This window comes from Vibrio mediterranei (genome assembly GCF_900088415.1).
Taxonomy (GTDB): domain Bacteria; phylum Pseudomonadota; class Gammaproteobacteria; order Enterobacterales; family Vibrionaceae; genus Vibrio; species Vibrio mediterranei.
The window spans coordinates 24,350-50,247 of record NZ_FLLQ01000001.1 but is presented as its reverse complement, the minus strand read 5'-3'; the positions used below and the strand labels follow the sequence as shown (position 1 = coordinate 50,247).

Here is a 25,898-nt window from a genome sequence, read left to right as displayed (position 1 = left end):
ATTGAGTTATATTAACGTCATAGTTTGATAGATAATGTATAACGCTTTTCTTAGGGATTTAATTGTTATATCAATTAAATCCCCATCATTATTTTAATAATCCCGAATGGACTTGCAGCCCCATTTGAGTCAAAGAATAAATTTTCCCTTCACCCTTAAACACCAGCCCGGCTTTAACTAATTGACGTAAATGAAAATTGAATTTGGTGTGATCTTCTACCCCCACTACTCGACATAGATCCATGAACTTCATTTTACGATGCAGTCGTAATTGTTTAAGCACTTGTCGTCGAATAGGATTCGACAGAGCGCTAAACACTAAATCATCATCCCGCTCTAGCTTAGGGGACTTAGGAGATCGCTGAGCATGAATTCGTTTCAAGGTTGTCGACACTGTAGTGAGGTTAAAAGGTTTAGTAAGAAACTCGTCCGCTCCCTTTTTCATCGCATCCACAGCAACATCTACCGTCGCAAATGCCGTAGAAATCACTATGCCAATGTTCGGGTGAATTCGACGAAGACTTGATAACGCTTCTATGCCCGTTATACCAGGCATCACCACATCGAGTAACGCAACATCAAAGTGTTGTACCAATGCAGCCTCAATGGCATCTTCGGCATTATCAAATGCAACGACATCAAATGACTCGAGGCTAAGTGCTTCAATCAGTGCTTCTTGCAGTTCTTTGTCATCTTCAGCTAGTAACAATCTCAGTGTCATTTCAAATATCTCGGAAGTTTTATTTCTACGGTCAAACCACAACCTTCGTTGTAGAGGTTCATTGACCCATTGTGCTGCATTACCAATTGATTCACTATAGCAAGCCCCATCCCTGTCCCTTCACCTTTTGGTTTCGTTGTGAAAAATGGCTTACAAGCATTCGCAATGATCTCTTTACTCATACCGCCAGCATTATCTTTAAACACTAGGACTGCGTTCAACTGCTCTTGATAGGCCTTAGAGGTTATAATTAACCCATCTTTTTTAGCGTCACAAGCATTCGATATCAGGTTAGAAATTACATCTTGCAAAGCTTGAGCATCACCAACTATCTCTAAATCATGTTGACAATCTACTTGCCAATCAGTGCCGTCAAGTCGAAATCGATTAAGCTCAAATGTATTGTAAATCACGTCTTGTACGTTCACTCGTTCTCGTAATACGGGCTTTTTATGTGCGTAATTTAGGACTTCTTGACTGATATCTGCAGCTCGTTCAAGCCCAGTACGAATTCGCGTCAACTGGCGTTGATATACATCGTTTTCAGGTAGCTGACGCTCAAGAATATCACAGCCCATCGTTGCACTTGAGAGTGGTGTCTTGATCTCGTGGGCCACGGCTGACGATAGCTCTCCCAATTCACGAAGCTTCACGTCATGCAGTGACTGCTGAAGCCGAGTTTCTAACTGTATATCTCGTTCACGATCAAAGACTCGCAAAGCTCTCCAAATGAAGATAAGTATGAGTATTGCGCTAACCGTTCGCAGTATTATTACCCAGATGCCAAACTCGGCAGTAAGTACTCCTGCTGAAATGCCATATAAAACTAATGCGAGTCCAGTTAATTTAAACGGTTTTGAAGCACCATGCCCTTCGTGTTCAAGCTCATTCGCGTAAACGTACATCACTAAACCTGCTGAACAAGCAGCACCAAAGCCAAAAATCAAGCGAACTTGATTGGCAATCAGTTGCAGGTAATCGCTATAGCTTAACGCCCAGTACTGGATAACCACACTGAACATGAAATAGATAAACGCAGCGCAACCTAATGCTTTTATCCATCTTATCTGCCGCCAAGTGGTTACTGAAAGCAACTGCCACGCAAAAACACCCAATGCAATATACGACAGCCACAACTTGGCGACCTTGAAGGTTGCTAAGCCCGTGACACTTTCTAGGTCGTCAGCGTAAATAACAAGATAAAGCTCAGACCACTCATGCAGACCATGTAATAAACCGAACGCAGCAAGCGTCGGTAGTGCCGATGCCATTGAAATACGACTTTGACTCAGGTCTCGGAACAATATAGCGAAAAAGATCGCAAAGAAAGCGAGTCCATAAACCAAATAAACTGAAAAAGTAAGTAATTCATCCATACTTTGTAATATTTTAATTCACATCGTTAAGTTACCTATTAATAGAAGTATTACATGCCAAAACAACCAAGTAAAATGTTGTGAAGTTTTATTATCAGATAGGCATCACTTTATATAAACCTTTGCGTTAAATAGCACTGTCACGTACTCGCTTAATATAACTGTAATATTTGGTTCTTAATCTCCGCTTTGTTGATTGGTACATACCGATTAATGGATTGAGTAGTTTCAATCACCTTAGTTTTATTTGAACACAAAACTAAACCGGGCCATTAAAAAGTATTACTCCTTTTTAATGGCCCACACTAAACGAATTATATCGGAGATATATTGTGAAATTTATCAGATCAGCTCTCTTGTCTTCTGTGTTAGTCACTGCATCATTCGGCTTGGCAGCAAAGACCACTATTAACGGTGCGGGCGCGACTTTCCCTCATCCAATTTATGCAAAGTGGGCTGAGCAATACCAAAAGGAAACGGGGATCCAGATCAACTATCAAGCTATCGGTTCTGGTGGTGGCATTCGTCAGATCACAGCAAAAACGGTAGACTTTGGCGCGACAGATGCACCGCTTACTATCGAAGAGTTGAACAAAGAAGACATGATTCAATTTCCTATGGTCATGGGCGCGATTGTCCCTGTAATCAACCTACCAGGTATCAAGGCAGGTCAATTAAAACTGACAGGCAAAGTATTAGCTGATATCTACTTAGGAAATATCAAGAACTGGAACGATAAAGCTATTACGGGACTTAACCCAGATATAGTGCTCCCGAACCAACCTATTTATGTTGTCCACCGCTCTGATGGGTCAGGTACTACATTCAATTTCACTGAATATCTTGATCAAGTTAGCCCAGAATGGCACGAAAAAATCGGTGCAAGCAAAGACATCGCATTGCCCTCGGCAGCGACGGCAATTGGTGGAAACGGTAACGCTGGTGTCGCCAACTTCGTTACGCGCACTCGTGGTGCTATCGGCTACGTAGAATATGCATTCGCTAAACAAAATGATTTGGCGTACACACAAATGCAGGCTCGCGATGGCGCATATCTAATGCCAACCATGAAAACCTTCCAAGCCGCTGCCGCAAACGCCGATTGGGAAGACGCTCCAGGATATCATTTGCTTCTTAATAACCAACCGGGGGCTAATTCATGGCCAATGACCGCCGCCACTTTCATCTTAATGCATAAGGATCAACCTGACGCCAAGAAAGCACAAGAGATTATTAAGTTCTTTAAATGGAGCTATACCCAAGGCAAAGCTGCTGAAGAACTCGACTATATTCCAATGCCGAAGAAAGTCGTTAGCATGGTTAATGACACTTGGAAACAAAGTCTAAAAACCAACAATCAAGCCATTATTAAATAATTCACTATTAACGAGCCTCGCCTCTCGAGGTCTAGGCTCGTATTCCCAGTATTATGACTACTTTAACTTTATCCAACAAAGTAAATGGCGACTCAATTTTCGAACGATTGAGCTTTACTAGTGCCCTACTTATTCTTGTTACTCTTTCTGGAATCTTACTGTCACTCATTGATGGAGGATGGCCTGCATTTAAAGAATTCGGACCGGGCTTTGTATTCCATAACGTGTGGGATCCGATTCGAGGCCAGTTCGGCGCTGCGTCAGCCATCTACGGTACTCTAGTGACATCACTAATTGCCATTATTATTGCCGTCCCTATTGCCTTAGGCACAGCAATATTTCTCGCCGAGTTAGCGCCTAAATGGGTCAGCGTACCGGTAAGTAAAGCGATCGAATTGCTAGCGGCTATTCCGAGCATTATTTATGGTATGTGGGGTCTTTTTGTCTTTTCTCCTTGGTTCTCAAATGGCTTCCAAACCTGGGCTGGTCAACACCTTATTGAAATCCCCATCATCGGACCTTGGTTTAATGGTCCGCCTATTGGCATCGGACTTCTTACTGCGGGCATTATTCTGTCCTTCATGATTTTACCAATCATGACGTCACTTACACGAGATGCACTAAAGTCTATCCCCAATGTGTTGAGAGAAGCAGCTTATGGTACCGGAGCGACACCTTTTGAGGTGATTACCAAGGTACTGATTCCTAAAGTGAAAAATGCAACCGTGAGCGCTGGTATCTTGGGTTTGGGTCGCGCACTAGGCGAAACCATGGCGGTCGCATTTGTGATTGGGGGTGCAAACCGTATTGAAACTTCTTTCTTTATGCCTGCTGCATCAATCTCATCGACAATCGCTCAGCAGTTTAATGAAGCCACCAACCCAACGCATATTGCATCACTGATTGCGCTTGGCGTTGTACTTTTCTTTATTACGTTCTTCGTAATGGGATTTGCTCGTCGTCTAGTAGGGAAAGCATCATGAAAATAAGAAAGCTAAAGAATCAGCTGTTTCTCGCATTCTGTACCTTCTCTGCAGCATGTGGTGTGTTTGTATTGGCTTGCGTACTGTATACCTTAGTGGGTGAAGGAATCAAAGGCATCACGTGGGCAGTCTTTACTGAGATTACTCCAGGCCCTGGCAGTCATGGTGGACTCAAAAATGCTCTATTAGGGAGCTTAATGCTCACCACTATCGGTATCCTCATAGCTACACCTATCGGGGTACTTGCTGGAACATGGTTAGCAGAGGCTCAGCCTGGCAATAAAGTTGCCGAATCAATTCGCTTCCTAAACGGTATGCTTATGAGTGCGCCTTCAATCCTAGTTGGCTTGTTTGTTTATGCGGTTATCGTGGTTCCAACCGGAGGTTATTCAGGCTGGGCAGGTGCAATTGCATTAGCAATATTGGCGTTGCCTGTGATCGTAGCGTCGACAGAAGAGATGCTGCGCTTGGTCCCACCAACATTGAAAGAAGCAGGAAGTGGCCTAGGCGCTCCGAAGTGGCGAGTCATCACCCAGCTTGGATATCGAGCCGCTGGACCCGGAATTATGACTGCCGTATTACTGTCTGTCGCACGTATTTCTGGCGAAACGGCTCCTCTGCTTTTCACTTCATTGAACAGCAGTTTCTTAACGACTGATTTGAGCAAACCAATGGCTAACTTGCCTGTCACCATATATCAATTTGCTATGAGTCCTTTCGCCTCTTGGCAAGAACTGGCATGGGCGGGCGCTCTCATCGTTACCACCTTTATTTTGATTGTTAATATCACGGCAACAGCTTTGCCGAAACTTCTAAAAGCGAGAAAGGCATAAGTATGGCTACTGCAAACATAATTCAAAATAGCGAACAATCCATTCTTGGAAGCTGCATTTCTACCCTTGATTGTGAGACAAACAACGCCAACGACGTGTCTAATCTGACACACCGTATGGATATTCAAAATCTTAACTTTTTCTATGCTAAAGGGCTAAATCCTGCATTGAAGAATGTGTCGATGCCGATATATAAAAACCGAGTAACGGCACTAATTGGACCGTCGGGCTGTGGAAAATCCACGCTACTGCGCACCTTAAATCGCATTTATGATCTTTATGGTAACCAGTACGCAGAAGGTGAGATTCTTCTTGATGGCGAATCCATATTTTCTAATACAGATGTAAATGAACTACGTTCTAAAGTCGGGATGGTATTTCAAAAACCCACACCATTCCCAATGTCTATTTACGACAACATGGCGTTTGGGTTAAAGATACAAGGCGAGCTATCAAAAGCCGAGATTGACGCTCGTATTCAATCGGCACTTAAACGAGCGCACCTATGGGAAGAAGTAAAAGATAAGTTGCATCACGATGCGAATGGCCTTTCGGGTGGGCAGCAACAACGGCTATGTATTGCACGTACGATTGCCCTTGAGCCTGAAGTTATTTTGATGGATGAACCGACTTCGGCGCTTGATCCTATTGCGACTGCCGCAATAGAAACCTTAATCACAGAGTTACGAGAGAAATACACGATCGTTATCGTCACACATAATATGCAACAAGCCATGCGTATCTCTGACTACACAGGCTTTATGTATTTGGGAGAACTCGAAGAGTTTTCCCTTACTGAGACCATCTTCCATAACCCGACAAACGAGCGCACAAGGCGTTATATTTCAGGGGACTTTGGTTAGTATTACGCAACCAACGACTCATCTTCATGGCCCGCTCTTATCGAGTGGGCTAACTTCTCTGACTCAAATATTCGATGAAAGCAGAAACGTTATCAGAGATTTCTTTAACATCTGGCTCAAGTAACTTTACTGTTATTTCTGAGTTTCGATTCTCCAATACCCCTTTATCAGTGATAACGAATAATCTCTTTCCCACTACTTGTTTGCTCTCGCTCTCAACAAGTTCGACGGACACAATCAATCGGAGGTTACGATCTCGTGTGCCTGAAACAACCTTAGCTAAATCGATAACCGCACCAATAGGAATGAAATCCGTTGGCTTCACTGCACCGGAAACTCCTTCAATGTTCTGTACATCAACAGCCACTTCCAGAGTTTGTTTGCTATTCATCGATGGTTTCACAGAGTGATTTTCTATTCGCTTTCGTAGCGATTGCTCAAGTTCAGAGCGCAATGTATCAACGACACTCTGTGACACATACGCTTGGTTTGCTTTACGCTCCGCGGTGACGGTTCCTAATTCTAGAGCAGCATAGTTATTGAGACTAAAGCCCTGTTCATACCAAGAAACGCCATCGTACGTACCTATGCTTTCCACCGCAAAGTGTCGATAATTGTCTTGCGGCTTATAGTCTGACTGCGTTGGAAGCGTATTTGTACATCCCGTCACAGCTAACATCATCGATAACACCAAGATTTTTACTTTCAAGCTCCGGACCTCCTCAATTGTCTCCTTTCAAGCATAGGCGCCACTCACTTAATAAACAGTGTCGAGAGTAAAAAACGTGAGCCATCGTGATTATCGTGGGTGTTGCTAGCTGTTTTTGTTAGAATCCCTCCGCAATCAAACGAAGACTAGGTAAAACCATGTATAAATTGACCATCTCTCTCGACGAGTTCTTACGCAATTATTGGCAAAAACAGCCAACAATCATCAAGGGGGGATTCGCTGAATTCCAAGATCCTCTCACTCCCGAAGAACTTGCAGGATTAACGATGGAAGAAGTGGTCGACTCACGTTTTGTATCTAATCTTGATAATAATTGGCTAGCCGAACACGGTCCTTTTGGTGATGATAAGTTCGCCTCTCTACCTCAGAGTAATTGGTCTTTTATCGTTCAGGCGGCGAACCATTGGCATGACGGCGCAGCGCAACTTGTTAAACCTTTTCAAACTATGCCGCAATGGCTATTTGATGATCTAATGATTAGCTACTCTGTCGAGGGTGGTGGTGTTGGTCCTCATATCGATCAATATGATGTATTCATTATTCAGGGCATGGGAAAACGTCACTGGCGAGTTGGCGCAAAAGATATTGGACAGTATAAAGAAACTCAGCGCCATGAAGCGCTACGCCAAATCGAATCTTTCGAAGCAGAAATTGATGACATTTTGGAACCCGGTGACATTCTTTACATTCCACCTGGTTTCCCACACGATGGATACGCCCTTGAACCTTCAATGAGCTACTCTGTTGGATTCCGCTCTCCAAAAGAACAAGAACTTATTAGTAACTTCGCAGATTACATTTTGGCTCACGATTATGGTGATGAGCATCTCCACAAGCCCGATCTTCGCACACAAGATAACTTTGGTAAGATTTCAACAAGCGACTTAGATTCCCTTGTCAGCATGCTAAAAGCGAAACTGGATGACGAAGACACTATCAAAGATTTCATGGGATGCATGCTGAGCCAATCTCGACACCAACTTAATATTATTGAGCCTAGTTCAAAGTGGAGTTGCGAGGATGTGTATCAGCACCTCGAAAGTGGTGGCGCTATATTCAAAGTCGCTGGATTAAGAACACTTTCACACGAAGCCGAGCCCAACATGATTTATGTAAACGGTGAAATGTTCAAGATCCCTGAAGAGTTAACTAGCTTCGCAGAATTGCTCTCTAACCAAGATACTATTTGTCTTGAAAACAGCGGAGAATCGTTAACACAAAACTCCGCTGCGATTTCGTTAATCACTGAACTAGTCAATAAAGGCTATTGGTTTGCTGAATAACTAGCATAATGGCGTGGCTGCGTTTACCGTTAACACGCCAATTTTTCTTCTAAGATTTGATTCTTGATAACGTAAGTACAGCAAACAGCCCAGCAATCGCTGAAGCGCCTGTAACTAAACTAAAGATACTCGCTAATCCAAACCATTCTGCGGTGATTCCACCCATCGTTGTACCAGCAGCATAACCGCCCGCGATAGCAAACAGTAGCAAACCTTGTGTAGAAGCCGGAGGCAGAGTGGTTACTTTGGCGACAATAGCCGGTTTAACCATGTCGACCATAGATAAGCATTGCATAAACAACAAATGCATGACTAACGGCAAGTAGAAAAATCGCGCGTGCCCTGTCGCCAGTAAAGACAATACCAAACCGACGACAACATAACCGATTAAACCGACTATCCATACCTTCCCTGCACCAAATTTCGTTAACGCTCGACCTGCGATATCCAACGTTAGTAAACTAATTACGGAGGAGAATGCCAGTAATAATGAAGTCGCTGACTTATCGATTGAGAATAAGCTTTCAAATAGATTAGGACCTTGCGCCACCTGATTGGAACTCGCAATCATAGCAATGAACACCGCCAATAAAAACGTCACGAACGTGGCATTCCAATGACCTTTTTCCGTTGTTTCTGACTCAGTCGTCTCTTCTAGTACCAAACGTGATGCCGCTTTCTTACTGTCAATTCCACTGATCATTAATGAGAGTACCGCGGTAATAGCGACGACAAGAAATGCTACTTGAGAGCTCAGGTTTATACTCAGGGGGAGTATTACTCCCATCATCACTGCACCAACAAAAATACTTTGGTTCATTCGAGTAAGACGCAGAGCTTGCTGTTCGTCGTTGTAACCCGCAGCCACGATAAATGTAGGATTAACCGTCATTAAAGTGATTGAGCCCAAGCCGACAAGAAACGTCGCCAAATACATTGCCAATGTTTGAGGGACAAACGCAAAAATAACCATCGCAACAACGTGACTCAACAAGGCGAGCTTCTGCGCTAAGGCATGAGCTCGCAAACGATCTATCACACTGCCTATGATTGGCGCAACAAAACCACTCAGCCCCACAAAGGCTAGAGCTGCGCCAGTATGTGCCATCGACCCTGTTACTTCAAATATATGACTTGGGATCAAAATCGGTAACGCCACCAACTGCACCGCACCAAACATAAACGCTGCTGCGTACCAATACGAAATACCATGTTTTTCCATCATAATTAGGAACCTAATGTCTAAAAGTATCCCAAAGTGTCCCAATTATGCTGCTGCGAAATAAGTAAAACACGGGATAGTTAAGTAACATACTATGACTAGTGCCCACTCTGTTCCTTAACCAAATTGAATACATATTCTGCCCTCTCATTAGAAAATTTAACCTTGGGATTAGCAGAGCTATATCTAATTTCAAAGCTGATTCACAGATATATATTTTGTTACAGTCGCTTCATATAAATACATATTCTAATTGACCGCGATCATCTCTCTAGCACATCAAACTCCTCAAAATATGCACACTGTTCCACTATCTCAAGGCTGTCATATGACTGATTCAACTAAAGAACGTAAGGTAACGATAGGAAGCTACATTGCGCTAGCTTTTGCTATTGTGTTTTTCTCTGGGTTACTCCAATCCAACGAATGGTATGGGGTATTTGACTTTACAACACTCAACGGCGCATTTGGACAAGTTGCCCACAACGTAACTGAAACGGAAGCTGGCGTACAAGCTGCTACCACTTCGTTTCGAGGTGTTGGTGGTAGCGGTGCTCGTGACGGATTCATTTTTGCACTAACACTAATTCCAACCGTTATGTTTGCACTGGGCATGATCAATGTTTTAGAGCACTACGGAGCACTTGATGCGGCTCGCAAACTTCTTTCTCCTCTTCTCCGTCCTTTAATGGGTATCCCAGGAAACTCTGGCTTGGCACTTATCGCTTCACTTCAAAGTACTGATGCGGGTGCTGCGATGACTCGACAGTTGAAAGACGAAGGTCATTTGACCAAACGCGAAACGGATGTCTTCACTATGTTCCAGTTCACTGCTGGCGCAGCAATTGTTAACTTCTTCTCTTCTGGCGCGGTGCTGTTTACGTTAACGATGATGGACGGCTCACTAGCTGTTTCTTCCTCAATCGGTTTAGCGGTAGCCGTTATGTTCTTATTTAAGTTTGTTGGTGCCAATCTATTCCGTGTTTACCTAAATATCACTGAAGGTAAAGAAGACAAGTCGAATAAAGACGACGAAACTATGACTAAACAAGAGGCGACATCATGAGTGAAGTAAAAGCGAAAAAACCTATGGTGACGGACATCTTTGTTGAAGGTGCTAAGAAAGGTTGGGTTATTGCAACTACATCTACAGTCCCTAACGTTCTAATGGCGTTTGTCATTATTAAAGCGCTACAGATAACGGGTGCATTGGATGCAATGGGCGCTTTATTCTCTCCTGTGATGGCTGTATTTGGCCTACCGGGTGAAGCTGCCGCTGTACTTATCGGTGCTTGGATGTCTATGGGCGGTGCTGTCGGTGTGGTAATCACTTTATTCGACCAAGGCATTCTAAACGGCACTCATATTGCCATCCTAGCTCCAGCTATCTATTTGATGGGTTCTCAAATTCAATATATGGGACGTATCATGGGACCAATCGGTACAGAGGGTCGTTATATCCCAGTAATGATTGCAATTTCTGTCTTGAACGCGTTTGGCGCTATGTTCCTAATGAACATTTTGGTTTAACTCAGCAGCGCTTAACATATGTAAAGAAAATGCCCTTCATATGAAGGGCATTTTTTGTTTGCTAGACCTTGAATTTAGCGACTTGAGCGTGCAACTCCCCTACGTTGCTGGTGACTTGCTCCGTCACATGGTTTGTTGTGCGAGATTGTTCCGCTACTAATTTAAGCGATTCATTAATCTCGTTAACAAGCTTCGAAATAGACTGAGTAGCCACCGCCTGCTGCTCCGCGGTTGCCGCCAAGCTTGCCATCTGGTCATTTACGAGCTCTACCTGTTCACCGGATGATTGAATTCGACTCAATGCGCCACTAGTTTGTTCCATAGCTTCGGATGCTATGGTAGTGCCGACATTGATTTGCTCTACAACTTTACTTGTGGAAGTTCGAATAGCTTGAATGATAGTGTTGATTTCCGTTGTCGATTCCGTCGTTCTACTAGCCAGCATTCGCACCTCGTCAGCAACAACGGCAAAGCCTCGCCCTTGTTCTCCAGCCCTCGCTGCTTCTATCGCTGCGTTCAGTGCCAGTAAGTTGGTTTGCTCTGCTAGCCCTTCGATGACCTCAGTCACTTTACCGATCGCTTGACTCTCGTTACTTAATTGTTCAACTAACTGCTGAGTTGTTTCAATGGTCGTGACTAACGAAGTCATGTTGGTATGGTTTTCGGTCAACACATCCTCACCAGAAATCAGTTCTTGTTTTGCATCAACCAATGCAGAGGACGACAACTGTACTTGACTGGCCGTTTGCTCGGACCCTACCGCAACCTCAGACAAAGAGTGACCTATTTCATCGACATGTTGTGACTGCTGTTCAACTTTAGTCAAACTTTCACGGCTGTTTTGAGTTAAATCGCCCATCCTCAGTTCAACAGCTTCTACACTATTGGTCACTTGACCAACTAATGTTGCCAGCGCATGGTTCATGGCGTTAATAGAGTTGGTTAAATCAGCAAGCTCATCACTGCCAGACACCGCCAATGGTTCACTGGAGACGTTACCTTCCGCGATTATTTGAGCTCGTTTGACAATAAGGGAAATACGCCCTCCTATTTGGCGTCCCATAATATGAGAAATGACGAACGCTGCGACAAGTACCGCAATACAGCTGATACCTAACACCGTAATAAGTGCGGTCACGCTACTGCGGATACTTTGTTCTGTCGATGACGCTTTTTGTTGTTGTGCGCTAACGATACCATTCAGTTCATTTTGAACCACATTAATCGCAGGCAGCAAAGTGTCAGACATCAGACTATTCGAGCGATTCCAACCATCCGATTGTCGTATCTCAATAACTTGCTTTGCGAGCGGAACATACAAGGCTTTCATTTCGTTAAATAGAGACCATAAACTCTGGTCACTATCACTCATGAACGATTGCTTGTAACCAATTTGGGTCACGACTTGATCGTGGAATTTCATCAAGTCCACATACTTATCTAGATAATCTTGCGCACCATATTGCAAGTAGTCACGTAGCGCCGCTAATGCATTTGCGAGAGAGTTATAACCATCGGCATAAAGCTTAAAGAGTCGCTTTCTCTCTCCACCTTCCGTTTTTCCGGCTTCATCATTGATAAGTCCTTGCAACTGATCGAGAGCCACTTCCGCAATAGGAGCGGCTTCATTAATAAATAGAGAGTGCGCCGGTAAATTTTCATCGGTATGGCTTATTGCTAAAATATCAGCTGAAGTGGCTTTAATAGTGCTCCATTCATCATTGATGACTTGGTATTGCTGAGAAGAAATCAATGACTCCAAGCTAATCAACTGGATATCAACTAGATCTGTTTTTGAGAGAACCTCTCCACGATAGCTTTCGACTTGCTCTTCAGAGCCCACTAAGAGCAGAAAGCCTCGCAATTCTGAAACCGTTTCTTGAATAGACTGACCAAGTTGCCGACTGGCATCGACCGTTGGAAGGTCATGTAATAACAAAGACTGGGTGTCTGCTTGCACGCTTTCTACACTGCGATACACAAAAAGTGATGAGACGATAAAAAGTACGCCAAGCGCCAGAAAACTTGTTCTGAGCTTACCCGATATCGAGAGCTTCATCCTTAAACCTCTATAAAATCCTGATTAATTTATCACTATATCGGCATCTATCTCGAAAATTCAATGTTTTGTTTTACGATTTGTTACCAACTCTTTGCGAAGGTAAGTGTTTGTACTTATTATTGAGTAAATGCTAAGCAGTATTAGGAACTCTCTAATGGCAAAAGATCTATTCGCAAACCTAGATTTGAACCTACTAAGAACCTTCATCATTCTTAATCAAGAACGCAATATGCGAAAAGCGTCAGAAAGGCTATTTGTATCGCAACCTGCTATTAGTAAAGCGCTCCAACGTCTACGTGACCATTTTGATGATGAGCTGTTTGTTAAGACTCATCATGGATTGAGAGCGACTCAAAAAGCGACACAATTGGCAGAAGCAATTGCACCGATACTCGATGACTTATCCAGCGCAGTGAATCATAGCTCGAAGTTCTCCCCATCACAGCTCGATGGCGTAATAAAAATCGCGATTTCTCCCTACTTTTTATCTGGTATAGCAAGCCCGTTTCTATCTAAAGTCAGGATAGAAGCGCCTAATGTACAAATACACCTGCTCAATTGGAGTAAAACCACGCTTCAAGATCTGGTAAATGGAGATGTTCACATTGGTATGAATTATGGGATCTCTCATGCTCCCAAGGAAGTGATACAGAAACACATGGTTGCAGATAGATTTAAAGCGTACGTCAGAAAAGAGCATCCATATGAGAAAGACCATGTTGAGTTCCAAGATGGTGTCGAATTTGAAATCGCTACCCTTATTGCTGCAGATTGGAACTCAAACTTGTCACATGCAGAAAAAATGTTAAAGATGCGTGGATTCCAGCCCAATGTGGTTTTTCGTTCAGAGCTGCCCTCGGCGGTTATTGATGTAGTTAAGAACAGCGACATCCTTTTCCCAGGTTCTAAGTACTTAAATTTGGATGCACACCCTGGACTCCGTGCACTAGATATTTTATTTGGAAACACTGAGGTCAATACAGATATAAACGCCTTCTACCACTTTAAACACCGAAATAACCCAACCACTCAATGGTTACGAACCATGTTGTCCGATATCCTAAACAAGTGATAACCTTTGGTTATCACTTTCATTCCCCCTCCTTATTAATAACTTAGGGTAATCTGCCTTATTAAAGCCTTTCATTAGAGCCTTTTTTTCCATTTAATTAGACTTCTCTCATCGGCCAGGAACGCCAACTCATAAGCAAGACGCATCCTTTTGTTCCAACACATTTTTGAGAGATACAAATGAAACTTAAATTAATCAGTGCAGTTATCGCGGCATCATTTTTAGCGGGTTGTTCATCTAGTGGGTCTAGTAATGGTGGCGAGTCTGGCCCTGCACCACAAGATGGCGTTGCTGATGTCATTTACAATGAAGACACCAACTCAGTCTTAATAAAGGGCGACAATGGTAACAACGTTGTAGTTACAGGTAACTCAGAAGGCCAAGCTCTAATCAACGTCAACGGCGAAAACTTCTTCGTTACTGACGGAAACGCAGTTATCAATGACCAAGCAGAAATTGTTGGTCATGTACAAAAAGAAGGTGAATCACTAATACTCCGTTTGGAGACTGGTGACGAGTATCGCTTACACGTAGAGAATGGTCGCCTTATCGTATCAGACGTTATTCACAGTGAGCGTGACCCAGGCTTTGATGGTCCAGACGTAAGTGATGTCTGGTACATCGATACTGAAACAGGCGAACTAAAATTCAACGGCGAAACCGTCGGAACAGTTACTCCAACAGACAATGTTATCGATGGAACAGGCACTTATGAAGTAGTCATTGGTGATTCTGGCGAGGTAAAGTTAATTCAAGTAATCAACTATGGAGGATACGTTGAGATTAAAGTTCCTGGCAAAGGTCGCCTAGCAATAACAATCGACAATGGTGTAATTAGTCGTATTGGTTGGGACGCTCCTGAAATAGATCACCCAATTGAAACTGACCCAGGCTTTGGTAATGACCGAATCATTAAGCAAGTAGACCGTTTTGAAAGACCAGACGGAACAGTGATAGTTCGCGTTTCTGGCTTCAACGGAGGAGATGTTGAATTTACAACTGACCAACATGGTAAGATTGTAAGCATTCATGCGAATGAACAGGCAAAAGCGTTCTTCCGAGACAAAATTGAAGGCAGTGTTGGGCACCTTCCTAGTAACGATATCGATCGTCAGGAATTGAAATCTAAACTTCAATCTCTAACCCAAGAACAACGCCAGCAAATTAAACAGGCAGTTAAAGACCGTGTTGGTCGCTCTTAATAGAAACACAATAATAAAATAAAACCAAAGGAGTCGGATTTATTCGACTCCTTTTATTTTGAGCGAATGAAACATGAATAAATACATTGTTACAGCGATGGCGTTTCTACCTATATTGGTAATGGCGGACCATCACGAACTGTCGTATTACGAACCAACAATGAGTTTTCAAACATCAAAGGTTGGTGATACTTGGGTTGGAACGCTTTCTGGAACAGTTCAAGCGACTGAAGAAATAAATCTTGGGTTTGAGGTCGATTCGACTGGTTACCTCGAGCTAGGAGCTGGCTACGGTATGTTACTAGGAGAAACCTATACCGAAGCGTTTGCCACATACGGTAGGGCCGACCTCGTTGATATATATAACCTTGGCGTTTTCGCTGGAAAAATGCTCACTAATGAAGTTTTAATTTTCGGTTCTACGTCGTACGAATGGCGTAAGAGTGTATTTCAAAGTGATGACTTCCCTATTTTAAGTCCAAACTTCAACACTCATCGAGAATGGAAAGCAAGTATTGGAACAAGTTATACGCCAATTAACTGGCTTAACTTTAGCTACTCGTTAAACCACGAGCGAATTATGTCGGAAACCACACTAGAACCTAGTATTTATCACGCCGACTTTACTCTTACTTTTAAACCTAAATACATTGAACCCTATGTGAAGTACCGATATGGGCAGCACCGTGTGCGTCCAGGTGAACCTCGAACCACGGAAGGTACTTACGAATTTGGTTTCAATCTCAACTTTAAATAGAAGTGACAATATGAATATGCAATCAGAGCAAGCTAAACCATCTTGGATATCTAAATTAATTGCAACAGTCTTCCTTTTATTAGGAGGGCTTTCACTTGCGGAAGCGAAGCAAGACGACGCTATTAACAGTGAAGACAAAAACAAACTATTCGTGTCAGCAGGCTTTGCTTGGAGCGACACATGGAGCAACTCTTTACAACACAATATCGGTGCCATGGCTGGAAAAATGCCTAGTAAGGATGGCTGGGCGCCGCTATTGAGTTACCAACACTTAAAATACTCTGAGATACGCGGAGAAAAACCGTCTCTTCAAACCTATATGCTCGGTGCTTCTTACGGATTTACTGATAACGTCGCGTTCTATTTCTCAGGCGGTGTAGGTGATTATCGTTATAAAGATGAGGACAACAAAGCTCTTGCATTAGGCACCGGAGTACTAGCTAGTTTCGATTTTGGTTTAACTCTATCAGGAGGATTAGAAACCAGCTTAGTGGACTCTCACAATGGGCAGCTCACTCACTTCATTACACGAATCGGCTGGAGCTTTTAGATTTTTGCCAAGTTTCATTGGTAGCTCACCCCCTACCTCTCTGTTTTGGTAGGGGGATTTTTCTCGCAGCCATTCTAGAATGCCGATAAAGAAACCAAGGTCTTTGTGTAGTCTTTTTGAGGTGTTGCGAACAGCGTTTGTGTATCGCCCTGTTCTACAATTTCGCCATCTTTCATTACGATGGTGTAATGGCAAAGTGACTTTACAACATTCAAGTCGTGGCTAATAAATAGATAAGTCAGCCCATGTTTTATTTGTAGCTCTTTGAGCAAATCAAGAACTTGTGCTTGCACTGTTCTATCTAGAGAAGACGTAGGCTCATCTAGCAAGATAAATTCTGGTTTGAGAATCAATGCCCTTGCAATCGCAATACGCTGCCTTTGTCCTCCAGAGAACTCATTTGGATATCGGTGTCTTGTTTCAGGGTCTAAGTCCACCTCTTGCATCACGTCACAAATCATCTTTTCTAGAGTTGCCTCGTCGTGCTCAAAATGAACTCTTAATCCTTCTCCAATGACCTGTGCCACAGACATTCTTGGGTTTAGTGCTGAGAAAGGATCTTGAAACACAACCTGCATTCGGCTTCTAAAAGGCAACATACCTTTGCGGTCCAACGTCTGAATGTCTTGGCCATCAAACTCAATGATACCTTCACTTTGAACTAACTTAAGAATCGCCATGCCCGTCGTTGATTTGCCTGAACCGCTCTCTCCAACTAAGCCAATCGAGTAACCCTGCTTAAGTTCAAACTGCATATTGGTTACTGCTTTGACATGACTGACAACGCGTTTGAACAAGCCACCCGTGATAGGAAACCAAACTTTCAAATCATCAACAGCAAGCAGTGGTTTCGCGGAGGCAGAGACCTCAACAGGTAAGCCTCTAGGGTCGGAGTTGATCAGCTTTTGTGTATAAGGATGTTCAGGTGCATTAAACACTTGATGACACTCGCCAACCTCAACCAAACGCCCTTGTTGCATGACCGCCACTCTATCAGCAATACGGCGCACAATACTCAAATCATGAGTAATAAACAGCATCGCCATGCCGAGTTCATGTTGTAGATCTTTCAGAAGGTCCAGAATCTGTGCTTGAACCGACACATCTAGTGCTGTGGTAGGTTCATCAGCGATTAGGAGTTCAGGCTCGTTAATCAGCGCCATGGCAATCATGACACGTTGACGCTCTCCACCGGAAAGCTCATGTGGATAGGCTAAGATCTTCTGTTCTGGATATCGAATGCCAACTTTCTTCAGCCATGAAATCGCCAGCGACTCTGCTTTACTGGTTCTCATACCTCGGTGAATCGCTAAAGTTTCTACCAGCTGTTTGCCTATTTTATGCAGCGGGTTCAATGACACCATCGGCTCTTGGAAAATCATTCCGATGCGACCACCTCGAATACCTCGAAGTTGCCGCTCGGAGCAATTAAGCATATCAATATCATCAAACGTAATGTGACCGTTTAGATAGTGGCTAGAGCCTTTCGGCAGCAGCTTAAGGATCGCGTTGGCTGTTACCGATTTACCTGAACCACTCTCTCCTACTAATGCTAAAGTTTCCCCTTTGCGGATTTTTAGGGAAACATCATAGGTCACTTGTTCTACTTGCTTACCTCTACCAAACCCAACGGAAAGGTCCTCAATAGCAAGTACGTGTTTTGGATCATCTTTCGTCATACGTTGCCTATTAACCTTGCTGGTGAGGGTCAAATGCGTCTCGTACCGCTTCACCAGCAAATACAAGTAGCGTTAACATTATCGATAGAACGGCAAACGCCGACAAACCAAGCCAAGGCGCTTGTAGATTAGCTTTACCTTGCGCAAGCAATTCACCTAGCGACGGCGAGCCTGCGGGTAAACCAAATCCTAAGAAGTCTAGCGACGTTAACGTGGTCACTGAGCCAGAGAGGATGAATGGCATCATCGTCAGTGACGCCACCATCGCGTTGGGTAACATATGCCTGAGCATGATTCGCTTGTCGTCTACACCCATGGCGTGAGCCGCTTTCACGTAATCGAAATTTCGGCATCTTAGAAATTCAGCCCGAACGACACCAACCAAACTCATCCAACTGAATAGCACCATAATACCGAGTAGCCACCAGAAGTTTGGTTCAACAAAACTCGATAAGATAATCAATAAGAAAAGAGTCGGCATGCCAGACCACACTTCAATAAAGCGTTGACCGAATAAATCTATCCAACCGCCGTAATAACCTTGTGTCGCACCCACTGCAACACCAATCACACTGGATACTATGGTTAGGATAAAACCGAACAATACAGATATTCGAAAGCCATAAATAATCCGAGCTAACACATCCCGACCTTTATCATCTGTACCCAGCCAGTTGACGTTATCCGGTGCAGACGGAACTGACGCCACTATATCGTAATTGATGGTATCGTAGCTAAAGCGGATTAACGGCCAAATGATAAAGCCCTTTTCCTCAATAAGGTCAATAACATATGGGTCAGTATAATCAGCTTCTGTTTCAAACTCCCCACCAAACTTGGTTTCTGCATACTGTGTGAAAATTGGGTAATACCATTGGTTGTTGTATTCCACCAGTAGCGGCTTATCGTTGGCGATAAACTCAGCAAACAGACTCAAGAAAAAAAGAACGAAGAATACCCATGTTGACCAGTACCCACGTTTATTGGCTTTAAAGCGCTGCCAACGAGCTCTTGTAAGAGGATTCATTGCCATTTAACGCGCCTCGAAGTCGATACGAGGGTCAACCCACGTATAAGTTAAGTCAGAAATAATACTCAAGATCAGACCTAGTAACGTCATAATGTAGAGAGAACTGAATACCACGGGGTAATCACGTTGAATAGTAGATTCAAAACCGAGTAACCCTATCCCCTCAAGCGAGAACATTACCTCTATCAACATAGAACCGGTGAAGAAAATGCTGATAAAAGCACTAGGGAAACCGGCAATGATGATCAGCATTGCATTTCGGAATACATGCTTGTAGAGAATACTGCTTTCATCAAGCCCTTTCGCTCTAGCTGTCACCACATATTGCTTGTTAATTTCATCTAGGAAAGAGTTTTTGGTCAGCATACTGAGCGTAGCAAAACCGCCAATAACCATAGCAAGAATCGGCAAGGTTAAATGCCAAAAATAGTCAACGATTTGCTGATACCAAGTCAATTGATCAAAGTTGCTCGACACCAAACCTCTTAATGGGAACCAACTGAAATAATTGCCGCTGGCAAAAAAGATGATGAGGATAATGGCGAACAAAAAACCCGGGATAGCATAACCGACAATGACAACGGCGCTCGACCAAATATCGAAGCGAGATCCATGATGTATCGCTTTAAGAATGCCTAATGGTATCGATATCAAGTAGATAATTAGGGTACTCCATAACCCCAATGATATCGATACTGGCAGCCGCTCTTTAATGAGGTCTATGACATTACCGCCACGAAACAAACTGTCTCCAAAGTTGAACATCGCGTAGTTTTTGAGCATGTCAAAATAGCGTTCATGCATTGGTTTATCGAAACCAAACTGCTTTTTAATTGCCTCTACAACTTCAGGATCTAGCCCACGGGAACCTTTGTATCCCGTTGCTTCATCACTAGGGCCTGAATCAAGATCAACCTCGCTCCCGCCGCCACTAAAGCGCTCCATGACTCCAGATTCCAGACCTTGCATTTGAGCAAGAGCCTGTTCTACAGGCCCTCCAGGTGCAATCTGAATAATGAAGAAGTTAATGGTTATAATTGCCCAAAGTGTTGGAATCACCAGCAACAAGCGCCGGAATATATAAGCCGCCATCTATCCCTCTTATCGACGTTTTGCAGGAAGCTTTTCAGCTTTCTCTTTAGACACCCACCAAGTATCGACACCTAAGTCGTAAGTAGGTAAGACATCAGGGCGCTCAAATTTATCCCAAGTGGCTACACGGTATTTTTTGATATACCACTGAGGAATAATGTAAAAGTTCCACTGAAGTACTCTATCTAAAGACCTTCCCAACGCTAATAAGTTTTCAGGGTTTTGCTGATTTTGTTCAATCAAGTCAGTCAGATCATCAATAACAGGATCCTTAACGCCCGCTTGGTTATAGGTCGAATCGATGAAATTAGAGTTCCAAACAATCTTCAAGTCAGAGCTTGGATATGGATGTGCTGTGTAACGAGATGATACCATGTCAAAGTCTCGGTCACGCCAACGTTTCAAATATTGCGTAGTGTCGACAGTACGAATACGCATATCGATACCCATAGCACGCATGTTCTTTTGCACCGGAATCGCGAATCGTTCGGAAGTTGGGCTATAAATCAATAGTTCAAAGCTCAGCGGCTCACCCGTTTCCATGTTAGTCATGACTTTATTCTTTAACTGCCAGCCGGCTTCTTTTAGCAGTGCAAAGGCCTTGCGCATTTGTGGTCTGATGCGACCTGATCCGTCTGTGACCGGTGGATTATATTCATCGGTGAAGACGCGCTCTGGGATCTTACCTTTATATTTATTTAAGACCTCAAGTTCTGCTTCAGATGGTAGACCCTTCGCTTCATAGTCGGTGTTTTGGAAATAACTACGAGTTCGAGTGTACTGGTTATAAAACATATTCTTGTTCATCCACTCAAAATCCATGGCGTAGTTTAGAGCTTCGCGCACTTTGGGGTCGCTAAATACAGGACGCTCTGTGTTAAACACAAATGCTTGAGTAGCCATTGGTTTGTGGTGCTCAATCTCTTCTTTCTTGATATAACCTTTATCAAAATTCACACCGTTATAGGAACTAGCCCAAAACTTAGCACTGGACTCTTCCCTAAAATCAAACTCCCCTGCTTTGAATGCTTCTAACATAACCGTGTCATCACGATAGTAATCGTACTGAATCGTTTTGAAGTTATTGCGTCCGACATTCACCGGAAGATCTTTTGCCCAATAGTTTTCATCGAGTTGGTAAGTTAGAGATTGTCCCATCTTATAATCGACGATCTTATAAGCACCACTGCCAACAGGAGGTTCATTTAACGGCTCCGAAAAGTTCTTATCTTTCCAGTAGTGCTCAGGCAACACACGAGTGCTTTGCGCTAAACTGAATAACTTTTCCTTATTTGGAACCGACATTTCGATACGCACAGTGAGATCAGAAATTGCTTTTACGCTTTTAACGTCTTTATAGTATGCACGAAATTGCGGTACCCCCTCTTTTACAAACTTGGCATAAGTAAACTCAACGTCTTTGGCGGTAATAGGAACACCATCGTTAAATTTCGCTTTAGGATTGATATCGACTTCAAGCCACGAATAATCGTCTGAGTAACGCACTTTCTCAGCAATCAGAGGATAAAATGCATCGATCTCATCGCTTGGAGAGAACATAAGCGTATCGTAGAGGTTACCAGTAGCGGCAGCAGGTTGTCCGCGAGAGGCGTATCGGTTGAAGTTATCAAACGTGCCGTTTTGGCCGTAGGTTACTTTTCCGTATTTGGGTGCGTCAGGATTGACATAATCGAAGTGTTTAAAGTCTGCGGGGTATTTTGCGGTTCCAAAACCCACCAAGGTTGTCGTCTCTATTACATTGGCAGCCCATACGCTACTCGTGAATAAACCAACTCCCACAGCCATTGCTGCTCTCTTCAATAGCGCCATTCCTTTCTCCCCAAAATAGAGAAAGGCCGAGTTGAAACGTCCTTTCTCTTCTTATCATCATCTTGATGCTTAAACGTATTTATACTGATATAAATAGCTGTATTTCACGGGGTTTTCAAGGGGAGGAAGGCTCTAGCGTGCTAATAAACGGTTAATCTTTGCAACAGTTGGAGCTAGGCGCTCACTTCTGCATCACAATAGTGACAATGAAGGATTTGTTGAGTTTTAGGACAATGCATATGTACTTTTTCTGAGCAGCCTTTCTTCGAGACATACAAAGCTTTATCAGCCAGCTCAATGATGTTCGCATCGTCGACCGTATGAGTCGCTACCCCGATGGAGCAAGAAACATTGAACGACTTACCCCCGCTGCTCTTAAAGGTTAACTTATCTATTTTTTCGGACAAACGCCCCGCTAATGCATAGGCTTGATCGATATTGCTGCCCGGCAACAAAAGTACAAACTCATCACCGCCATATCGGCACAGCATATCTTCTTCACGCGTGAAGCGTTTAATAACCTTAACGACGTCAATTAATACTCTATCTCCTATGGAGTGACCATATTTATCATTAATTGGTTTAAAGCGATCTACATCAATAATAAGCAGTGAACTTGGCGTTTGGCTCTGAGCGAAGTTTTGTTTTTGCTGTTCTAAGGCTAAATGCAGGTAACGTCGATTGAAACATCCGGTAAGGCCATCAGTGTTAGCTTCTTCTAGCAAGGTCTGACGTTCTTCCATATCCTTTGAGACATCAACAGCAAACCCAATAACTCCTAGCACTTTGCCGTTCTTGATAATGGGTGACGAAACCGTTAAGTGGTACAACTCCTGATTATCGATATTGAAAGGGATTTTTTGCTGCGTCGGCTTCTTAGTTGCAATCACCTTTTTGTCATTGATACGCATTTTTTTAGCAACACTGAAGTTGAACAGGTGCCAATCCGTTTTGCCTTTTATCCCTTTCATTGTGACATCAAAGTTGTCGAGTACTTTACGATTCACATACTGGTACTTCCCTTTATTGTCTTTAATGAAGATATAAGCATCCACCGCATCAAAGACTTCGGATAAGCCTAGTAATTCTTCGGAGGAACCTTGATGTGCTGACAATATAAGTTCAAGCATAAATCGTAAAAAAAGTGCATAACGTTGAATATCGAATAATAGAGTCTAAACCCTAGTTAGCGATATTGCTTCGATGAGATCCCTTTTTTTAAGCCAAAAGTTTAAATTTGGTAGATGCCCCACATTTTTGAACCAACATCACATGATTAGAGCTACACAGTTCAACTTTCGTGCAGACTATCCGTGTTTTCAGACAGAGCGTTTTTAAAGTTCACTCTGTCTTGTCTTCATAGGTTATTTCGCCATTTCTATACGGCTGGTAACTATCCAAACACGAGCATAGTCATAGATCAGGTTGAACAAGAAAGCGTAGATGGTAATAAAAATCGTGACACCAATATCCATCACAAACGCCTCTAGTAAAGAAACGTTAAGTAAGTAAGCCATTGCAGGAATAGTAACCAGCAATAGACCTGCTTCAAAAAGAACAACATGAACTATCCTCGTCTTCAAAGAACGCAGTGTCTTTTCCCCTTGAACAAAAGAGTCAAACATCATGTTAAATAGATAATTCCAACACATCGCCATGGTAGCAATAACTATCATAGTTCCTGATAATGAAGCAATATCATGGTTGGTAAACAACGCTAATCCGATAACTGAAAACGTCACTGCCAACGCTTCAAAAAGCACTGAGTGAAAGATACGCTCTACTATTCCCATTATAAATTCCTCACTATTTTTTGTTTGGGGACATCGTATGCGGTGATTATCGGTATTCTCAGCAATATAGAAAGTTAACAACCATCACACATCGTGATAGCCTAAATTGGCATTTGGATTTTTTGGGGTATCACAATGTACAGTTTTGAGCAGCTTAAAGTGTTTGTTGCGGTTTGTGAGCACGGTTCATTTTCCGCCGCAGCCCGTAAGCTTAAAAGAGCCCAATCAGGGGTAAGCCAAGCCATTTCTAATTTGGAGATCGCCATTGATCAAACCTTATTTAGTCGAGAAAAAAACACGCCCGAACTCACCGAAAATGGCAAAGCGCTTCTTCCTATTGCTCGTTCTATATTGCATCAACAAAAATACTTCGACCAAAAGATCGAAGCTCTTTCCAATGACTCAGAACACGAACTGACCATTGCTGTCGACGATAGCTTGATGAGTCAGGAGTTTATTAAACTGTTGTCCCCATTGGCGGCTCAGTTCCCTATTACTAACTTCGAGCTTATCTGCGCCTCAACGTTTGATATCGAAGAACTCATTCGACAAGACAAAGCACAGATAGGTATTGTTTATGCCGACGGTGAGTTAAAAGTAGACATGGATATTTTCATCCTCGGTCAAGCTCGTTTCTTAACCGTTGTCGCACCAAACCATGAGCTTACTAGACTTCCCGTGGTAAAAGATTCTGACTTAAAACACTTTAGACAATGTGTCCACAGAAGTGCGGGGAAACAGGAACTATGGTTTACCTATGGCATCAGTTCAAATATTTGGTACGCAAATGACCACAAAACCCTCGTTGATATGGTCACCGAGGGTTTGGGTTGGGCTAACTTACCAGAAATGTTACTTAAGCACGCACTCCAGGACGAGCAAATCGTGGCATTACCTGTTGCTCACGAAAAAAGCGGCTGGGTAACGCCTGTTGGCTGTTTAGTTTCGCGTAGCCATTCAAGTGGTCCAGTTCTCAATGCTCTGGTGACTTTGTTACAACAACATCAGTTCGTCGATAAACACTGGACTTAGTCGGTTCGTAAAATCACTGATGATAACGATCTCGATGCAGAGCTATCACTCAGATTTGCGCTTATTTACCAACCAAAGGTACAGATCTGAGCTGCCATAAGCCGTTAGCCATGAGTCGTCATGTTGCCCACCTTCAATTTCTGTATAGCGAATGTTTGCCGTCGAACCACCAGAGCGAATCACTGCGTCAACGATCTGCCGACTATAATCAACATTAGTCACACCGTCGTCGACCCCATGAAATACCCAAGTTGGAATGTTGGCAATTCGCCCAGCCTCTGCAGTGTCGGCACTGCCAGCGATCGGCACAGCAGCCGCGAACAGGTCGGGGCGCTGTATCATTGCATTCCAAACACCTTGTCCCCCCCGCGATAAGCCCGTCATGTAAATTCGATGCGGGTCTATCTCAGCATTTTCCGCAACCATCTTATCAATCAATCGCAGTAGCGCAGTCATCGATTCTGTCGATGGCGTGTTTGCATATACATAAGGTTCTAGTGACTTAGATGCCCATCGCATCGGTTTAGGTGTTTGTGGAGCCATTATGTAAGCCGCTTGAATGCTTTGGTTTTCATTATTGCTAAAATACTGTGGGCCAATATTCGTTCCTTGATACATCTGCGCCAGGTTATCCGTTCCAGCCTCACCACTACCATGAAGGTGAATAACCAACGGTACTTTACCTTCATGTATGGGTGTAAATAATTGATATGGAAGTGTAAATCCATCGCTAGTGAATGTTTTTTTCTGCCAACTCGCGTGCAAAGGAGAAGAGACTAATGTCAAGGCGATTGCTCCGAGAACTATATTTGATTTACTCATATTAAAACCTAATTAACCAATTAAAAATAGGATGATTGTTGCGATAGCTAATAACAATGT

General features: G+C 43.2%; 24 protein-coding genes. 12 read left to right on the top strand and 12 right to left on the bottom strand.

Translation table 11 applies throughout. The features are described from left to right. Nucleotides 1-88: 88 nt before the first annotated feature. On the bottom strand, nucleotides 89-721 hold the full coding sequence (locus VME0621_RS00225) for a response regulator (protein WP_031496042.1): 633 nt from the start codon (nucleotides 719-721) through the stop codon (nucleotides 89-91). Continuing rightward, nucleotides 718-2,097 (bottom strand): sensor histidine kinase, encoded by a 1,380-nt coding sequence (locus tag VME0621_RS00220; protein WP_062461167.1) that lies wholly within the window; start codon nucleotides 2,095-2,097, stop codon nucleotides 718-720. The genes VME0621_RS00225 and VME0621_RS00220 overlap by 4 nt, the downstream gene beginning before the upstream one ends. Before the next feature lie 332 nt (nucleotides 2,098-2,429). Between VME0621_RS00220 and pstS the strand changes: the two genes are divergently transcribed. The 4 genes from pstS to pstB all read left to right on the top strand — a co-directional run bounded on the left by pstS (nucleotide 2,430) and on the right by pstB (nucleotide 6,152). Next, a complete protein-coding gene (pstS, locus tag VME0621_RS00215; protein ID WP_062461164.1) occupies nucleotides 2,430-3,473 on the top strand; it encodes a phosphate ABC transporter substrate-binding protein PstS in 1,044 nt (347 codons plus the stop codon). Between the two features lie 53 nt (nucleotides 3,474-3,526). Beyond that, nucleotides 3,527-4,456: a phosphate ABC transporter permease subunit PstC gene (pstC, locus tag VME0621_RS00210; RefSeq protein WP_062461161.1), complete on the top strand. Its 930-nt coding sequence runs from the start codon at nucleotides 3,527-3,529 to the stop codon at nucleotides 4,454-4,456. Next, nucleotides 4,453-5,289 (top strand): phosphate ABC transporter permease PstA, encoded by an 837-nt coding sequence (pstA, locus tag VME0621_RS00205; RefSeq protein WP_062461158.1) that lies wholly within the window; start codon nucleotides 4,453-4,455, stop codon nucleotides 5,287-5,289. Before pstC ends, pstA begins: the two co-directional genes overlap by 4 nt. Before the next feature lie 116 nt (nucleotides 5,290-5,405). Continuing rightward, entirely contained in the window at nucleotides 5,406-6,152 is a 747-nt protein-coding gene (gene pstB, locus VME0621_RS00200) for a phosphate ABC transporter ATP-binding protein PstB (RefSeq protein WP_370736754.1), read from the top strand. A 49-nt stretch (nucleotides 6,153-6,201) separates the two neighbouring features. Here the strand turns inward: pstB and VME0621_RS00195 are convergent, their stop codons facing one another. Beyond that, a complete protein-coding gene (locus tag VME0621_RS00195) occupies nucleotides 6,202-6,861 on the bottom strand; it encodes a DUF3313 family protein (protein WP_143696321.1) in 660 nt (219 codons plus the stop codon). Nucleotides 6,862-7,019: 158 nt separating this feature from the next. Here VME0621_RS00195 and VME0621_RS00190 point away from each other — a divergent pair, with 158 nt between their 5' ends. Then, nucleotides 7,020-8,165, top strand: coding sequence for a ribosomal protein uL16 3-hydroxylase (locus VME0621_RS00190; RefSeq protein ID WP_062461152.1), 1,146 nt, complete (start codon nucleotides 7,020-7,022; stop codon nucleotides 8,163-8,165). Between the two features lie 49 nt (nucleotides 8,166-8,214). On the opposite strand, the gene VME0621_RS00185 is transcribed toward VME0621_RS00190, so the two are convergent. Further along, entirely contained in the window at nucleotides 8,215-9,390 is a 1,176-nt protein-coding gene (locus tag VME0621_RS00185) for an MFS transporter (protein WP_062461149.1), read from the bottom strand. A gap of 325 nt (nucleotides 9,391-9,715) precedes the next feature. Here VME0621_RS00185 and VME0621_RS00180 point away from each other — a divergent pair, with 325 nt between their 5' ends. Together VME0621_RS00180 and VME0621_RS00175 are read left to right on the top strand one after the other, a co-directional pair. Next, nucleotides 9,716-10,453: a nucleoside recognition domain-containing protein gene (locus tag VME0621_RS00180; RefSeq protein WP_006069531.1), complete on the top strand. Its 738-nt coding sequence runs from the start codon at nucleotides 9,716-9,718 to the stop codon at nucleotides 10,451-10,453. Next, nucleotides 10,450-10,917: a YjiG family protein gene (locus tag VME0621_RS00175; RefSeq protein ID WP_006069530.1), complete on the top strand. Its 468-nt coding sequence runs from the start codon at nucleotides 10,450-10,452 to the stop codon at nucleotides 10,915-10,917. Before VME0621_RS00180 ends, VME0621_RS00175 begins: the two co-directional genes overlap by 4 nt. Nucleotides 10,918-10,978: 61 nt before the next feature. Here VME0621_RS00175 and VME0621_RS00170 read toward each other — a convergent pair whose 3' ends face one another. Further along, entirely contained in the window at nucleotides 10,979-12,976 is a 1,998-nt protein-coding gene (locus VME0621_RS00170) for a methyl-accepting chemotaxis protein (protein ID WP_062461146.1), read from the bottom strand. 157 nt (nucleotides 12,977-13,133) lie between these two features. Here VME0621_RS00170 and VME0621_RS00165 point away from each other — a divergent pair, with 157 nt between their 5' ends. From VME0621_RS00165 to VME0621_RS00150, 4 genes are all read left to right on the top strand, one after another. Beyond that, the gene (locus VME0621_RS00165; RefSeq protein WP_062461143.1) at nucleotides 13,134-14,051 is read left to right on the top strand and encodes a LysR family transcriptional regulator; all 918 of its coding nucleotides are present in this window, start codon (nucleotides 13,134-13,136) and stop codon (nucleotides 14,049-14,051) included. Nucleotides 14,052-14,230: 179 nt separating this feature from the next. Continuing rightward, nucleotides 14,231-15,253 (top strand): hypothetical protein, encoded by a 1,023-nt coding sequence (locus VME0621_RS00160; RefSeq protein ID WP_062461140.1) that lies wholly within the window; start codon nucleotides 14,231-14,233, stop codon nucleotides 15,251-15,253. Between the two features lie 73 nt (nucleotides 15,254-15,326). Next, on the top strand, nucleotides 15,327-16,010 hold the full coding sequence (locus VME0621_RS00155) for a hypothetical protein (RefSeq protein ID WP_065311637.1): 684 nt from the start codon (nucleotides 15,327-15,329) through the stop codon (nucleotides 16,008-16,010). Nucleotides 16,011-16,020: 10 nt separating this feature from the next. Beyond that, nucleotides 16,021-16,560 (top strand): hypothetical protein, encoded by a 540-nt coding sequence (locus VME0621_RS00150; protein ID WP_038227055.1) that lies wholly within the window; start codon nucleotides 16,021-16,023, stop codon nucleotides 16,558-16,560. Between the two features lie 74 nt (nucleotides 16,561-16,634). Here the strand turns inward: VME0621_RS00150 and VME0621_RS00145 are convergent, their stop codons facing one another. The 6 genes from VME0621_RS00145 to VME0621_RS00120 all read right to left on the bottom strand — a co-directional run bounded on the left by VME0621_RS00145 (nucleotide 16,635) and on the right by VME0621_RS00120 (nucleotide 23,984). After that, entirely contained in the window at nucleotides 16,635-18,239 is a 1,605-nt protein-coding gene (locus VME0621_RS00145; RefSeq protein WP_062461137.1) for an ABC transporter ATP-binding protein, read from the bottom strand. 10 nt (nucleotides 18,240-18,249) lie between these two features. Then, nucleotides 18,250-19,272, bottom strand: a complete 1,023-nt coding sequence (locus VME0621_RS00140; protein WP_062461134.1) for an ABC transporter permease — start codon at nucleotides 19,270-19,272, stop codon at nucleotides 18,250-18,252. Beyond that, a complete protein-coding gene (locus tag VME0621_RS00135; protein WP_006069524.1) occupies nucleotides 19,273-20,361 on the bottom strand; it encodes a microcin C ABC transporter permease YejB in 1,089 nt (362 codons plus the stop codon). Nucleotides 20,362-20,370: 9 nt separating this feature from the next. Next, the gene (locus tag VME0621_RS00130; RefSeq protein ID WP_231892912.1) at nucleotides 20,371-22,167 is read right to left on the bottom strand and encodes an extracellular solute-binding protein; all 1,797 of its coding nucleotides are present in this window, start codon (nucleotides 22,165-22,167) and stop codon (nucleotides 20,371-20,373) included. A 197-nt stretch (nucleotides 22,168-22,364) separates the two neighbouring features. Continuing rightward, nucleotides 22,365-23,321: a sensor domain-containing diguanylate cyclase gene (locus VME0621_RS00125; RefSeq protein WP_062461131.1), complete on the bottom strand. Its 957-nt coding sequence runs from the start codon at nucleotides 23,319-23,321 to the stop codon at nucleotides 22,365-22,367. Nucleotides 23,322-23,555: 234 nt separating this feature from the next. Then, on the bottom strand, nucleotides 23,556-23,984 hold the full coding sequence (locus tag VME0621_RS00120; RefSeq protein WP_062461127.1) for a PACE efflux transporter: 429 nt from the start codon (nucleotides 23,982-23,984) through the stop codon (nucleotides 23,556-23,558). A 135-nt stretch (nucleotides 23,985-24,119) separates the two neighbouring features. On the opposite strand from VME0621_RS00120, the gene VME0621_RS00115 reads away from it, so the two are divergent. Then, entirely contained in the window at nucleotides 24,120-25,016 is an 897-nt protein-coding gene (locus VME0621_RS00115) for a LysR family transcriptional regulator (RefSeq protein WP_062461124.1), read from the top strand. 45 nt (nucleotides 25,017-25,061) lie between these two features. Here VME0621_RS00115 and VME0621_RS00110 read toward each other — a convergent pair whose 3' ends face one another. Next, nucleotides 25,062-25,838, bottom strand: coding sequence for a carboxylesterase family protein (locus VME0621_RS00110; protein ID WP_062461121.1), 777 nt, complete (start codon nucleotides 25,836-25,838; stop codon nucleotides 25,062-25,064). Nucleotides 25,839-25,898 lie beyond the last annotated feature (60 nt).